11 protein-coding genes are annotated in these 15,652 nt (G+C 44.7%); 1 reads left to right on the forward strand and 10 read right to left on the reverse strand.

All coding sequences use genetic code 11. From position 1 onward, the window contains the following. Positions 1–496: 496 nt before the first annotated feature. The 10 genes from HY960_13005 to HY960_13050 all read right to left on the reverse strand — a co-directional run bounded on the left by HY960_13005 (position 497) and on the right by HY960_13050 (position 12,157). Complete coding sequence (locus HY960_13005) at positions 497–1,822, reverse strand: oligosaccharide flippase family protein (GenBank protein MBI5216664.1); 1,326 nt, start codon at positions 1,820–1,822, stop codon at positions 497–499. 108 nt (positions 1,823–1,930) lie between these two features. Then, positions 1,931–2,779 carry a dTDP-4-dehydrorhamnose reductase gene (gene rfbD, locus HY960_13010; protein MBI5216665.1) on the reverse strand — a complete coding sequence of 283 codons (849 nt, stop codon included), beginning with the start codon at positions 2,777–2,779 and terminating at the stop codon, positions 1,931–1,933. 137 nt (positions 2,780–2,916) lie between these two features. Further along, entirely contained in the window at positions 2,917–3,483 is a 567-nt protein-coding gene (gene rfbC / locus HY960_13015) for a dTDP-4-dehydrorhamnose 3,5-epimerase (GenBank protein MBI5216666.1), read from the reverse strand. 15 nt (positions 3,484–3,498) lie between these two features. Then, positions 3,499–4,392 (reverse strand): glycosyltransferase family 2 protein, encoded by an 894-nt coding sequence (locus HY960_13020; protein MBI5216667.1) that lies wholly within the window; start codon positions 4,390–4,392, stop codon positions 3,499–3,501. Positions 4,393–4,407: 15 nt separating this feature from the next. Next, entirely contained in the window at positions 4,408–5,538 is a 1,131-nt protein-coding gene (gene wecB, locus HY960_13025) for a UDP-N-acetylglucosamine 2-epimerase (non-hydrolyzing) (GenBank protein MBI5216668.1), read from the reverse strand. Position 5,539: 1 nt separating this feature from the next. Beyond that, positions 5,540–6,427 (reverse strand): class I SAM-dependent methyltransferase, encoded by an 888-nt coding sequence (locus HY960_13030; protein ID MBI5216669.1) that lies wholly within the window; start codon positions 6,425–6,427, stop codon positions 5,540–5,542. A 2-nt stretch (positions 6,428–6,429) separates the two neighbouring features. Further along, the gene (locus tag HY960_13035) at positions 6,430–7,596 is read right to left on the reverse strand and encodes a glycosyltransferase (GenBank protein MBI5216670.1); all 1,167 of its coding nucleotides are present in this window, start codon (positions 7,594–7,596) and stop codon (positions 6,430–6,432) included. A 21-nt stretch (positions 7,597–7,617) separates the two neighbouring features. Then, on the reverse strand, positions 7,618–9,678 hold the full coding sequence (locus HY960_13040; GenBank protein MBI5216671.1) for a tetratricopeptide repeat protein: 2,061 nt from the start codon (positions 9,676–9,678) through the stop codon (positions 7,618–7,620). Positions 9,679–9,865: 187 nt separating this feature from the next. Beyond that, positions 9,866–10,951, reverse strand: a complete 1,086-nt coding sequence (locus tag HY960_13045; GenBank protein MBI5216672.1) for a glycosyltransferase family 9 protein — start codon at positions 10,949–10,951, stop codon at positions 9,866–9,868. Between the two features lie 6 nt (positions 10,952–10,957). Next, entirely contained in the window at positions 10,958–12,157 is a 1,200-nt protein-coding gene (locus HY960_13050; protein MBI5216673.1) for a glycosyltransferase family 2 protein, read from the reverse strand. A gap of 156 nt (positions 12,158–12,313) precedes the next feature. Here HY960_13050 and HY960_13055 point away from each other — a divergent pair, with 156 nt between their 5' ends. Further along, positions 12,314–15,526 carry a S8 family serine peptidase gene (locus HY960_13055; GenBank protein MBI5216674.1) on the forward strand — a complete coding sequence of 1,071 codons (3,213 nt, stop codon included), beginning with the start codon at positions 12,314–12,316 and terminating at the stop codon, positions 15,524–15,526. Positions 15,527–15,652: the final 126 nt, after the last annotated feature.

The raw sequence follows: 15,652 nt of genomic DNA on the forward strand, positions 1-15,652 counted from the left end.
TCCCTAATTCCGCATTCTGTCTGCCTAACTCCGCATTCTGATTCCCTAATTCCGCATTCCGGTCGGCTAACTCCGCATTCCGGTCGGCTAACTCCGCATTTCGATTCCCTAATTCCGCATTCCGATTCCCTAATTCCGCATTCCGGTCGACTAACTCCGCATTCCGACTCCCTAATTCCGCATTCCGATTCCCTAATTCCGCATTCCGGTCGACTAACTCCGCATTCCGACTCCCTAATTCCGCATTCCGGTCGGCTAACTCCGCATTCTGATTCCCTAATTCCGCATTCCGGTCGGCTAATTCCGCATTCTGACTCCCTAATTCCGCATTCCGATTTCCTAATTCCGCATTCCGATTCCCTAATTCCGCATTCCGGGCGGATTCTTTGACATCCCGAATTCTTAAATTGTCAATGTATTTACCATGTTTACTATTCTGTCAAAGTTTGATGACTTTGCCTCAGTTAAAAGAACAGCATACAATCCATTCAAATTGTTACTTCAATAAGTTTATTATTTTCGTTTGAACAAATGCCATTACATCAGTAATGTGTGAAAAAACCTTTTGCGGCAGAATGACCACAAAACTTTTCAGGTAAAGGTAAATCATGAATGTCGTGATGAACAAGGCAGTGACATAGCCAATGCTTGTCCCGAAGAATCCCAAAGTATCAGTGAGAAAATAATATAAAACGAAAGAAAGAATAAGATGAACAACACTCAACATCATCGGTACTTTTAATTTATTCATACCAATCAAATAACTTGCAATGACTCCATTCCACGGAACAATCAACGTCAGGAAACTAAACACACGCACCACCGGCGCGGCATCCTGATACTTTCCATGATAGAGCAATTCAAGAAGCCATTCCGGGAAAAAGAATAACAACACAAACACCGGAAGAAACAGAAGCGTGGAAAAACAGATTGCTTTCTCTGCCGTTACCTGAAGGTTATCGAGTTCTCCTTTTGCATACGCCTTGGAAGAAAACGGGACAAGGAACATCTGCAATACCTGAGCAAGCATATCGGTAAGCCGGTTAAATATTTTCGCAACGTTGTAAATCGCCACGCCCGTCACCCCGGCAGTGGACGAAACAAAGAAAATGTCGAGTTGGGAGAAGACCGTATAAACGGCGTTTCCCCCGAAACTGAACTTCCCGAAGTTCACCATCTTCCAAAATGCTTCCTTCTGAAAAGAGTACTTCCCTTTCAGGGAACGAAACGTGAGCGCAATCGAGAGAAGCGAGGAAAACGAAATACCGAGCAGGTTCATCTTTACAATATCCTCCGCCGTGTTGAACCGGTGAAGTTCCCGTGCGAGAAGAATAAGAACGATGGTACCGAGAAAATACGCGGCATCAATCCAAAAAATCTTCTGCACCTGATACGTCGTCTGCAACAAACTGATTGCATAACTCCGGTACAAACTTGCAACTAACAGTAGCGGCACATATTTCAACAAGGAAGAAATGTTCGCGCTCCCCGCCGGGTCGAAGATGGGAACCAGCGCCGGTTGAAAAAGAAGTATCGCCGCAGAAACGAGGAGATAAAATCCGCCGGAGAGAATGACGCTTGCAACGGCAAACGGTCCGTAGTCCTCTGTTTCCGCCGCAAACTTCGTGAACGGCTGAAAGGCAAGTGCAAAACCAAGAGCGGTAACAAACGCGAAGAGTGTCTGCACAATAACAAACGCTCCGTACTCTTGTTCCGGCAAGACACGAATGACGAGGAAGATATACGCGACTCCGTAAATCGCCGGAAGTGCTTTATCCGCAAACGCCCAGATGCCTTTCGTTATGTGTTTACCGAATTCCACACTCAGTTTTTTGTTTTCAGTTTACTGTTTACAGTTAATATTTTTTGAGTTATCAATTGACAATTGACCGTTCACCATTGACAATGAGTACTGTTTACTGAGTACTGGTTACTGATTCCGAAAGTAGTGTTGAAGACTTTCCTTCCAGTGCGGCATGATATCAATCCCTAACGATAGCAACGCGTTGTTTTCCAGAACCGAATACGACGGGCGTTTTACCGGCGATGCAAACTCCTTCGATGAAACCGGGATGACATTGATTTCAATCCCCGCAATCTCGAAAATCGCTTTGGCAAACTCGTACCACGAACAGAAACCGTTGTTCGTTGCATGATAGATTCCATACGCTTTAGTCTTTACCAATTCTCTTATTTGTTCTGCAAGATGGAAAGTGTAAGTCGGTGTAATTATTTCGTCGTTCACCACACGCAGTTCATTTTTTTCTTTTGAAAGTTTAAGCATCGTCTCGACAAAATTTGTCCCTTTTGCGCGGCACGTTGCGTGTCCGTATAACCCGCAACTTCGTACAATGTAATGCCGCGGAGAATATGCCGCTACAAAATGTTCACCCGCGAGTTTTGTAATCGCATACACATTCAACGGATTCGTTGCATCTGTTTCGATATAGGGCGCTTGTTTCGTTCCGTCAAACACATAATCCGTACTGACATGGACGAAATCAATCCCAAGAGATTCGGTAACTTTTGCAAGATTCAACGCGCCGAGTCCGTTTACCTGAAATGCTTTTTCAATCTCTTTCTCACACAACGGAACGTTATGGAAAGCGGCAGTATTCACAACCACATCCGGTTTCAATTCCGACAAAACCGAATTCACCGAATCTATGTTTCCAATCTCAATCTGTTCGTGATTCAATGCAAACGGTTGATATTCTGCAAACACAAGCATCAGGTCTGTACCGAGTTGACCGTTCGCTCCGATGATGGCGACTTTCATTCTAATAGTTATTGGTTAAACGTTCGTAGTTATGGTTTATCGTTTGAAGACGTTCAGCCATGGACGATTGACAAATGACAAATGACCATTGACTATTGACAATGGACCATACATAATTAACTTCGTTTTTAAAAGGGTTAGTATGTAAACACATCAGACATCGGTGTTTGTAACCATTGTTTGAGCGTCATCCCCCTCTTGTCCTTCTCTGAAAGAACCGGCTCACTCACTGTCCACGGAATTCCGATTTCCGGGTCGTTCCATAGAATGCTTCCCTCGCTCTTGTTATTGTAAATGCTGGTGCATTTGTATTGGATTTCTGTTTTGTCCGTCAAGGCGCAAAAGCCGTTTGCAAAACCGGGAGGCACCCAAATTTCGATTCGTGTCTCAGCGTCCACTTCTTTTGAAAAATATTTTCCCAGTGTCGGCGAGCCTTTCCGAATATCAACCATGCACAGGAACGCACGACCGGACGTGACACGAACTAACTTCCCTTGCGGCGGGTCCCACTGAAAGTGCATTCCCCGCAACACGCCTTTGGCGGAACGCGAATGATTATCCTGAAGAAAGTTCGACGGCAACCCTAACGCGGCAAAAGAATCGGAGCGATAGATTTCCATGAAGAAGCCGCGTTCATCGCCAAACACTTCCGGCTTGACAATGAGTAAGCCCTCTAGGTGTGTTGGTTCAATTGTAAATGCCATAGTCCAAGTTGTAAATTATCGGAAAAGTTTATTAAGTGCTTTCAGAAACCCTCTGAACAGCGCACCAATTATACGAAAATTTCCTGAGAGAATATGTTTGAACACGAACCACAGCGTCGCGCCGCCGATGAACCATGGAATGGTCAGCCAGTGATACCAACTCGCATACCGTTTGAAAAAGATAAGATTGTGTTCGACTTTGAGTTGCGTTTTCAACGGCGTCATTCCGCCGCCGCTGAACGAGGAGACTTTGTGCCAGAGTTTCGCTTTCGGAACGTACATGATTTTATACCCGGCTCGGCGTGTTCGTTCTGTCCAATCAGCATCTTCAGAGTAGGCAGGAAAATAGATCGGGTCGAACGTTCCGACCCGCTCGATGACTTCCCGCTTGACTAAGAACGCACAGCCCGTAGCGTATTCTGTTTCTTCCGTCGTGTCATACTGTCCGTTGTCCGATTCGCGTATGCCGCGATGTGCAACCATGCCTGTGAAGAAATTTACTTTTCCCCCGGCGTACCAAAACTTGTTCGGCTCGGAGAAGAAATAAATCTTCGGGCAAAGAATTCCGATACGTGAATCGGAAACTGCAACGTTCATCATTTCCGAAAGCATGTTTTCATCAACCGCAATGTCGTTGTTCAATAAGATGAGCCACTCTGCGCCCTGTTCCACAGCGTAGTTGATACCGACATTATTCCCCTCGCCGAAGCCGAGATTCTTACCGTTTTCCAGCAAGACAAGATTCGGATACATTTCCTTCACCGCTTGCTGACTTCCATCCGTCGAACCATTATCCACAACAATAATTTCAAATCGCGGGTATGTCATCTTCAACACGGACTCAATCGTTTCAAGCAAAAGTTGCTTGCCGTTGAGATTGAGGATAATGCAATAAACGAACGGGTTCATGTTGTACGTCGAAATTTATTTCGACCCGGTCAATGGACGAAATAAATTTCGTCCTACAAGAATGTCCACGATTCGCTCTGCCGCTTTCCCATCGCCGTAAGGATTGGCTTTGGTTGACATTGTTTGATAGGCATTGGAATCAGTCAACAATAGATTTGCTTCTGCAATGATTTTCTCTTTATCCGTTCCAACCAACTTCGCCGTTCCGACTTCGATTGCTTCCGGTCGTTCCGTCGTTGTGCGAAGAACAAGCACCGGTTTTCCAAGCGAAGGCGCTTCTTCCTGTATGCCGCCGGAGTCCGTCAGAATCAAATAACATTTGTTCATCAACTGAACAAAGGAACGATACTCCAACGGCTCAATCAGATGCACACGGGTAACAGAGGAAAAAATTTCTTTCGCCGCTGATTGTACATTCGGATTGGGATGAACGGGATAAATCAGTTCAACATCGGAATGGTATTCAACTATCTGCCGACATGCTGTGAACACTTCACGCATCGGTTTCCCGAAATTTTCCCGTCTATGAGATGTCAGGAGAATGACCTTCTTCCTATTGAAATCAATCCGATTCAATCGTTCATCATCGAACTGAAACTCCGGCGAGACAATCATCTTCAATGCATCAATGACCGTGTTCCCCGTAACGAAAATGGTCTCGGGCTCCACTCCTTCGTTCAACAAATTGTTCTTCGCCCACTCGGTTGGCGCAAAATGGAAATCCGTCAGTCGTGAAGTAATTTGCCGATTGATTTCTTCGGGCCAGGGATTGAGTTTATTCCATGTCCGCAATCCCGCTTCAACATGTCCGACGGGAATCTTCAAATAGAAGGCGGCAAGACTCGCGGCAAACGTCGTTGTCGTATCTCCCTGCACCAACAAAACATCAGGCGATTCTTTCTCAAGCACATGTTTGATTTCATTCAGTACGGTCGTGGTAATGTAAAACAAATCCTGACCGGGTTGCATGATGTTTAAATCGTAATCCGGTTTGATGTTGAAGATGTCGAGTTTTTGGTCGAGCAGTTCACGATGCTGTGCCGTCACGATGACAACATGCGGAATATTCCGTTTCCGTAATTCAAGAACGACGGGGGCGAGTTTGATGGCTTCCGGTCGGGTGCCGAAGACAAGTGCAACCTTCATCTCAGTCCTTCGTCGCGATGAGTTCAATTCTGTCGCCGAACATACCAAGCATCTTCGTCACCGAATAATTGATGTAATGAAACCATTTCTTCCCGGCATTTTCCAACGCCGAACCGCGCTGTGAAATTTCTTTCGGAGGAATGATAGAGACATTGGTTTCAACGACCCGAAGCCCGCACATCGTTATCAACTTTGCCATGCTGTTCGGGCGATACTCGAAGACATGATACGGCGGCATATTGACTGTCGCCCGTTTGTTCAGCATCGAGTAGAGAACAAAACCGCTCCTCGAAAACAGTGTGTTCGTTTGCGTCGGACATTCAAAAACGACAATTCCTTTCGGAGCGAGGATTCTGTACAATTCTTTCACACTCGCAAGCGGGTCGGGAAGATGTTCAAGCACATCGCCGAGAAAGATTACATCGAACTGGTTCTCAGGAAATTTTGCTTCGTGTATATCTCCAACAACAACGTTGAGTCCGTATTTTGTTCTTGCCAACCTTGCCGCATCGCCGGAAAACTCCACTCCATAAACATCATAACCGGATTTTTTTGCCGCGTTCAAAAACGCACCGCCGGCGCAACCTACTTCTAAAAATTTCCCTGTCGGTTTAAATTTCTTCAATCGTTGCAGAAGCGAATTGTCTTCGAGCGATTCCGTCACCGCATCATCGAAATAACTTCCTGCATGCCCGCACCGGAAATCTCCTTCGAAATATTCATGCGAATACATCTGCTTGAATTCTTCAGCGGTTGGTTGGGGGTCAAGAAAAATTATTCCGCATTCGTTGCACTCAAGAGCGCCGAACCATCTTCCGTTAAAGTTGTATCCGAATGGAATCGGTTTCAGTTGCAGAGAAGAACATATTCTGCATTGCAAACTCTTCACGCTCAATGTCCTCCCGCCAATTCTTCAATCGTCCCGACAAAATGTTCCCACGAGTACTTTTTCTTTTCTTCCCGCACATTACGGGAAAAAACCTCCTGTTTGTCTTCTTCAAAATATTTTATGATTGCATCAGCCAACGCCCGCGGATGTTCCGGCGGAACAATGTAGCCTGTTCGTTCGTGGAGAACCGTTTCCGATAACCCGCCGACATCCGTTGCTATCACCGGCTTATCAAAATTGTAGGCAATCTGCACAATTCCGCTTTGCGTCGCCGAGCGATATGGAAGCACAACGACATCCGAAGCGGAAAAACAGTTCGCGACTTCTCCGTTCGGAACATACTCGGACACAAACCGAACTGATGATTCAAGGTTCAACTCTTTTACCTGCTGACGGTACTTTTGCTCATCGTCATAAAATTCACCAACGACAAGTAATTGGTGATTGGTGAATGGCGAGTAGTGGGTAGTAAGCAGTTTGAATGCTTCAATCAGAGTATCCAGCCCTTTGTAATGACGAACATATCCAAAAAAAAGGAGAACATGTTTTTGTTTGATGTTCAAGATTGCGCGTGCTTCTTCCTGCGGAATCAGTTTTCCGAAATTTTCATACACAGGATGCGGGACGAGACGATATGATGAATTTGGAAAATGTGTGTTCAAATCTTTTTCGACCGATTTCGATTGCACTATAAAATAATCTGCCGCTTTGAACGCGTACTTTGTAAAAGCAACATCTCCAGGCCTTCGTTCATGCGGAATAATATTATCGCAAATGAAGAGAACTTTTGTCTTCGTTCCGCGTTTTACACGTTTTGCAATCGTTCCGAAACAGGGACCGAAAAACGGGAGCCAATATTTAAAAATCACCAAGTCGGGTTTTCGTTTTTTGATTTCAGAGGCAACGCTCAACCAGTTTAACGGATTGATGGAATCAACTAACTGCGGTGCGGGTTGAATTTCTTCAAGCCCGGTGTTTCCGCTTGATTCATCTCGACGGGTCGAGTCTTCGACCTGAGTTTTTCCGGGGAAAAGAAATTTGGGATACTGCCGTTTGAAGGTAATCGTTTCAACTTCGTGACGTACACGAAGATGTTTGGCAAGAAGCGCGTTGAAGTGTGCGATGCCGCCTCGTAACGGATATGCTGTGCTGACAATAATGATTTTCACGTTCAACGAACGATACTACACTCAACCGCGGCTCGACAGCCGTTGAAGCAAACTGTACGCTTCAGCATTATTCGGCGCTACCTCAAGCGCTTTCTGAAACGCGGCTTGCGCCCGACTCACATCGCCGACACTTACCAATGCTTGCCCGTACAATGTCCACGCGTTCGAGAAATCAGGGTCAACCTTCACGAGCATTTCAAGATATTGCAATGCTTTCGGCGCGTTCCCGATTTGCAACATGTACGTTCCGAGAATCCGGTTGCTTTCGATTAAGCGCGGGTCGGCGGCAATGGCTTTTTCATAATATCTGATTGCTTCCTGTGTATTCTTCAAGGTCAGATACGTTTGAGCAATTGCTTCATACAACATTCCGAAATCTGCGGGTGCGGCGGCTTCCGATTTTTTGAAATACTCCATAGCATCGTTGGGCCATCGGGAGATTCGGTTCACACCGTCATAATAATCATTCACAAACTGGTTGCGTATCGGATGAGAATCAGTCAACGAAGAATCAATCCAAGGTTGTTCCGCGCGTTTATAGACAATGCCGATTCCCTCCGCATCTCCGCCCGGATGAAAATAATATTGATGATACCATTGACGGAATTCTTTCTTCGTGAACAATGCCCGTTCTGCGAACGCGCTCGGTTTGAATCCCGTCGAGAATAAAATCCAATCCGGCTTGCGCGACAAAACATACGTCGAGTTATGATGACGTTCTTTCCATCCGCTTTGCAAATCTTCCAATGGTTCAGGATTGTGAGCGATGGTTTCATCCGTCAATCCCAGCATATCAATGAGCGTCATCTCGGAGTAAAAAGAAACAGCGCCAATTGTTGAAGCCGCAATGACCGCGCCCGGCTTGCTGTTTGCTTTGAACCACTTCCCCTGTTCCGTCATTTTTTCAACTAAACCGTTTTCCAAATCGCAATAGCGGCGAACATGGTCGTACGGAATCGAGTACGTGTAGTACGCCAGCACCAATGGCGAAGCGTACACAATATATCTCAGCATCGAACGTTTTTCTTCAAACAATTTATAGAGTTCAAACAAACTTTCCTGCACAAGTAAATACATGAGAGGAAGAATCGAAATGAAGAAACGGAAATTCGGAAGTACATCACCGCCGACGGAGACGATGTACGCGGTGTACGTAAGAATCAAAAACGAAAGATAGAGAATTTCGGAACTACGTCGTTTCCAGAGGAGAAGTGCAATCGGAAGAACGAGTAACGCTCCCCAGAATAAATCCATTTGAGCGAATTGCCAGAAGTAATCAACTCCTGCGTTGAAATATTCTTTCGAGAAACCGGCTTTCGCGTAATACGTGTTTGGGAAAAGCCATCCATAATAGAACAATCTCCATCCCATGAACAGCCCGATGGGAATTGCATAGAGCGCGCCCCACATCACTAATCGTTTGAATTCTTCTTTTCGATTTCGTTCTTTATCAAGGAACACTTCCGCTATAAAGTGCATCATCGTCAGTCCAAAAAGATACATTCCCTCCGGTCGAGTAAGCGAAAGAAGAACAAAGGCGAACGGAGCGTAAGCAAATTTCTTCTCCTGTTTTCTTTCTTTGATATATAACCAGACTGATAGCACGGTAAGAAACATAAACATCCCCGTTTCCATTCCGCTGATTGACCAATATGCTACCGCGCTGTTGCATGCAAGAAACAAAATAGCAATCAACGAGAAACCGATTGGCCGGTTCTCGGTTGAAATTTCAAGAGAAAGGCGATACATCAGATAGAGTGTCGCCAGCCCAAACAACACACCAATGATTTGCGAAGTTGAAATCATATCGAAGTTGAGAATTGCCGGAACGGCGAGGAGAATCGTCCAAAGAAATGTCGTATATCCTTCCACTCTCTCACCGATGTTGAAGACGAGTCCATGTCCTTCGGCAAAGTTTTTCACGTACCGGAACGTGATGAAAGAATCGTCCTGAACAAAGTTGAAATGTTTTGCGTGATAGTAAAGCAATCCAAGCAACGCAATCAAACCGACAAATTCAATTCGTTTAAACCACGTAGCAGATAGAAAACTTTGCTGTTTTTGTTTTTTTTGTTTCGACATGAACTAACATTTCTTGTGTTACAAAACTGCTGAAGCAGTTTCGATTTCATTTTTTTATTTTCAAGGGGCTGTCTCAAAAGTTAGGTTCCATCGTAGGCGCAACCTTCATGGTTGCGATTCCGCATCAAGAACGCAGACATAAAGTCTGCGGCTACTCTTTTCTTAAACTTATGAGACAACCTCGTTCTTACTTCAACAACCGTACACACGAATCGTACACTGCATCAACCGAAAGATACTGCATACAGTTATTCGGGCAGGTCGGCGAGTAGAAACAATCGCAGTCGAAATCCGGTTCGAGGATTTCCCCGCGGCCGTATAACTCGAACTCGTGCTTGTTGAAAATATTATTGAACAGCACCATCTTCTTTTGGAATCCGATGGCAAGGTGCATTCCCATCGTTACGGCGGTGACAATCAAATCGCATTGTTTGATTTCATCCATGAACTTCGGCATCGGGAAGTGTCCGAAGTACAATGCACCGCTCGCCTTTTGAAGCCGAAGATTTTTTTCATGTTCTTGCTCGCCGCCAAGTAGTAACGGAACATATCCTCCTTTCTTCAATCGCTTTGCAAGAGCAATCCAATTTTCTTCTGCCCAGAGGCGCGATGTCCAACGACCACCGCAACCGGTGTTCAGTCCGACGATTTTTTTCTTCGATGGAAGTTTCCATTCATGGGCGGGAACATCCGGCATGATGTATTCTTCACCGTTGAATTTGAAGCCACAGATTTCAAAAATTTCTTCCTGATAACATTTCGTGTTCGCTTTACTTACATCATCGAATACGCCGGTGAGATATTTATGCTCTGCCGCTTCGTTGATTGGAATACACTTTCCGTTTTTGAACGTGTATCCTTTTTTCGTTTTCGCTTTGAGCAATGAGCAAAGAGCGCTTGCTTCTTTGTCTTTGTCTAAATTATAAAGAATATCAAACGGTGTTGCTTGAAGAATGGCAAGACTCTGCGCCGTGTAGGTGAGAATAACATCAACTGATTTCGGAACCACATCGGGAGAATATGTAAGCCACCAGATTTCTGCATCAGATTCCACCTGCTTGAGTTTATGGAGCAACGGCGTCGTTCGAATGACGTCGCCGATTGCTCCTAACTTTATGATAAGGATTCGCTTGCCGACTTTATCATAGTACGTGCACGCGTTTCCTTTTCCATCAACACAATGAACGCCATGTTGCTTGTGCGGCTTACACGGAACGTCTGCGCGAAAATGACGACAATCCCGTTTTAATTCTGAATACAGAATCTTCTTCAACTGAAGTTACTTCCAAAATTCACTGATGGAATATTCGTCATCACCTTCAAGCCGTGTTTTGGCAATCATCTCGCCAAGTAAACCGAGCGAGATAAACTGCACACCGACAATTATCATCATCACGCCGGCAAGAAAGAGGGGGCGATTACTCAACGCCGTCCGACCTGCAAACCATTCAAATACCAAATACATGCAAACCAGAAAACCTGAAAGCGAAGAAACCGAACCCCAGAATCCGAACAAATGGAGCGGACGTTGAATGTACCGGGTTGTAAATAACACGGTCAGTAAATCGAGAAATCCTTTCCAGAATCTTCCGATACCAAACTTTGTCTTTCCGTATTTTCGTGGTGAATGTTTTACCTGAATCTCACCGACCTTGAATCCTTGCCAATGTGCAAGGACGGGAATATACCGGTGAAGTTCACCATACACTTTCACCGACTTCACAACTTCTTTCCGGTATGCTTTCAATCCGCAATTGAAATCGTGCAGTTTAATATTGGTCATCACCGACGTAACGAAGTTGAAAAACTTCGAAGGAATCGTTTTCGAAATCGGGTCTTTCCGTTTTCTCTTCCATCCGGAAACCAAATCAAATCCCTTTTTCAATTCATTGATGAGATTCGGAATTTCTGCCGGGTCATCCTGCAAATCAGCATCCATCGTTACGATGTAATTTCCTTTTGCATGTTTGAATCCGGCGGCAAGCGCGGCTGACTTTCCGAAATTTCTTCTGAAACGAATAATCTTGACACGACGGTCTCTGGCTCTCAATTCGTGAAGAACACGAAGCGAACCATCGGTGCTTCCGTCATCAATAAAAATTATTTCGTACCCGCCTCTCGAAAGTGCATCGCGTAACTTTCCGTAAAGTTCACGAAGAGATTGTTCCTCATTCAATAGAGGAATAATGACACTCAATTCCGTTTGCCCGCCCTGTTGTCTTTCATCTTGTCGTCGTTCATCCTGACGTTCTTCCCGTTGCCTCTCATCTCTCGGTTCCCGCTCAACCGATGGTCGTCCGTTTCTTCCCTGTCTTCGATTATCTCTCCCTCGTTCACGTTCGCCTCTCTCCGGTCGCTCTCCTCGTTCTCTCCGGTCTCTGAATCTGCGGTCTTGACTTTGTGGTCGTTGTTCCCGCTGTTCCCCTTCGGATTGAGAATTATTGTTATTTTGTTGTACTTCTTGATTTTGTTCAGTCATTGAACTCCTAATTTATTACATGTGAGTCCAATAATACGATAAATTTCGCTTAGAATCAAAGTACCTTTGATAGCAAGATTTGACATATTCCAAATGATTTCTTAGTTTCAAGTAATTCAAATACTTTACTCATCATTTTACTATTAGGAATTGTCCATGAGAGTCTTTCGATTCATTACTTCGCTCATCATTTTTAGCCTGCTCGTTCTTCCCTCCATAGTTCTTGCTCAGAAAAGTTGGCTTGAACAATTCTCAATAGAAAAAGCAAATCAATGGCAGAAAGACCGACTCGTTGCTGAATCAATAGCAACGAAATTGAAAATGCCTGTTCGGGCAGAACGCAAAGATGGTTCAACCTTCGAACTCCAACGCTTTGAAAACGGCAGACCCGTTATTTTTAAGACAGATAATATCAACGCGGCAAAAACAATTTCAACTAATAAAGTTCAACCCGGTGGCAGTTCGGGTTACAACTTAACCGGTGCAACAGATACATTAGGTGAATGGGATGCAGGTGGCATCAAGACAACGCATCAGGAATTCACCGGCAGAGTAATTCAATCGCAAGGAGGTCTGCATCAACACTCCACTCACGTAGCGGGAACCATGATTGCGGCAGGCGTAACAGCCAATGCAAAAGGAATGGCATATCAGGCAAAATTAAAAGCGTATGATTGGAACAGTGATGATGCGGAAATGGCTACAGCCGCATCCGCAGGGATGAAAGTCTCTAACCATTCGTATGGAACAATTACCGGATGGGATTTCGATTATTTCGGGGACGGGCAATATGCCTGGTTCGGTGATACACTGATTAGTAAAACGGAAGATTATTCTTTCGGGTATTATGATAACGATGCAAAAACATGGGATGATATTGCGTACAATGCACCAAACTATTTAATTGTTGTTTCCGCAGGGAATGACAGAGGTGAAGGTCCTTATTATGCGCTCAGCCACTGGATATTTGCAAGTGGTCAATGGCGTTGGGTCTATGGACAACGGGATGAAGATGGTGGCTCCACAGGTTACGATTGTATTTCCGGCACAAGTCTTTCAAAAAATGTTCTCTCTGTCGGGTCTGTAAAAGATTTGACGAGTGGTTATACGAACGCTTCCGCAGTGTTGGCAGAATCCTACACGGCATGGGGACCAACAGATGATGGACGTATCAAACCCGATGTCGTTGCGAATGGACAATCGTTGTATTCAACCCTTGAAACATCAACCACTGCTTATGGTTCTTTGTCCGGTACTTCGATGGCTTCACCATCAGTTGCCGGTTCTGTCGGCTTATTGCTTGAACAACAAAAACGGATGCAGGGAACAATTCCGCTTCGTTCATCAACAATGAAAGCGATTCTCATTCAAACTGCTGATGAAGCAGGAAGCGCAACCGGTCCTGATTATTCATTTGGATGGGGATTAGTCAATACAAACAAGGCAGTTCAATTGATGAAGCAAGATTCGATTGACGGTTACGGCTCGCATATTCAGGAACAGCAACTCACGCAAGGTGGAACGTATGAAATTCAACTTTCTTCAAGCGGAACACAAGCGTTACGCGCGACACTCTGCTGGACAGACCCTTCAGGGACAATTCGTCCCATTGCTCTCGATGATACCACAAGAATGTTAGTGAACGACCTTGATTTGAGAATCATCAAAAATGCAACCGGCACAACATACTCTCCCTGGGTGTTGGATGTATTCAATCCCGCGAACGCCGCAACAACCGGAGATAATAATCGTGATAACGTCGAGCAAGTGTATGTCGCTTCTCCTTCAAAAGGAACTTATACTCTCCGTGTGACGCACAAAGGAACGCTCACGGGCGGCGCACAAAACTTCTCACTCGTCATTAGCGGCAACATATTCAACATCGGACAGTTGGCGCATTTCCAAACAGACACAGTAAAGATTTCACTCCTGCCGAACGATGCGACAACCAAAACATTTCGCCTGTTCAATAACGGAGACGACACACTGACGTACAGCACAAGTTACACACCACCGATGTGGATGACCATTTCGAACGATGCCGGTGAGATTGTCGAATATGATTCATCCTTGCTCCAATTAAACATCAACACACAGGATTTAAGTATGTGGACGACGTACAACAGTTCATTTACTCTTACCACGAACGATCCGGCTCAAACGACAAAGACAATTTATGTCGTGTTGAACACGCTCGGACCGCTCATCTCGGCTCCTCCATCTTCCGTTGTGATTGAAACAGAATTAGCACAAATCAAATATGATACAATAGCGCTTTCAAACGATGGATATTCCGCACTGAATTATCTCATCACTTCAAGTTCTTCCATGATGGCTTCCGGCGGTTCTGTATTTCCATCATGGTTAACCGTTAGTTCTGATAACGGAACACTGGCTCCGGATGAATCGCTTGACATCGTTCTCACTTTTGACCCTACATCCGTTCCTGTCGGAGATTATTCAACAACACTCTACTTCTTCAGCAATGATTCGTTGTCAGGAACATTAGAGACAACTCTTGATTTTCATGTTGCTTCACGCAGGGTTATTTCGGTTGATGTCACTTCAAGATGGAATATTGTGTCTGTTCCAATCAAAGCATTTTCATTTGCTAAGACGGCGCTTTTCCCGAGTGCAATTTCTGATGCGTTCAAGTACGCCGACGGATACTTCAGTCAAGCAACACTTGAAACCGGAAATGGATATTGGATGAAATTCAATTCTGTCGAAACAATACCGGTTGATGGCTACTTGCTTCTCAATGATTCAATAGATGTTGTAAACGGTTGGAATATTATCGGCTCACTTTCTTATCCTGTTGATGTCGCAACAATCACCAGTGAACCGGCAGGACTTGTCACAAGTGAATTTGTTGGATTTGAGAACGGATATTTTTCCTCCGATTCAATCATGCCGGGAAAAGCATATTGGGTGAAAGTTTCCGGCAACGGAAAATTATTGCTTTCAACCAATCCGCTCCTGAATGCCTCAAACAGAATTCACATTATTCCAACGACTGAGTTACCGCCCCCACCGCCTGAAGGCGATGGCAATGACAATCATCCGGTAAAACCAAGTGAATTTGCTCTCGAACAGAATTACCCCAATCCGTTTAACCCGACGACAAATTTCGGATTGCGAATTGCGGATTTCTCAGCCAACGGCGGCTCCGCTTCTGGCGGAGGATTTGTGACATTGAAAGTATTTAATGTCATAGGAGTGGAAGTTGCCACCGTTCTCAATGAAGCAATGGAACCGGGAGTGTATAACATTCAGTGGAATGCAAGTGCATTGCCAAGCGGATTATATTTCTACAAACTCACCGCCGGTTCGTTTACGGATGTGAAGAAATTAATTTTGATGAAGTGAGTCAAGAAATAGATATAATCCGAATTTTGAATTATTTGATTCTCTTTGTATTATTGAACCAATAAAATGAAATATTTTCAACAACACCTTCATGCTTTACATTCTTGCACTCAGACGAGTTAGGAA

Source organism: Ignavibacteriota bacterium, from assembly GCA_016212665.1.
GTDB lineage: Bacteria > Bacteroidota > Ignavibacteria > UBA10030 > SZUA-254 > FW602-bin19.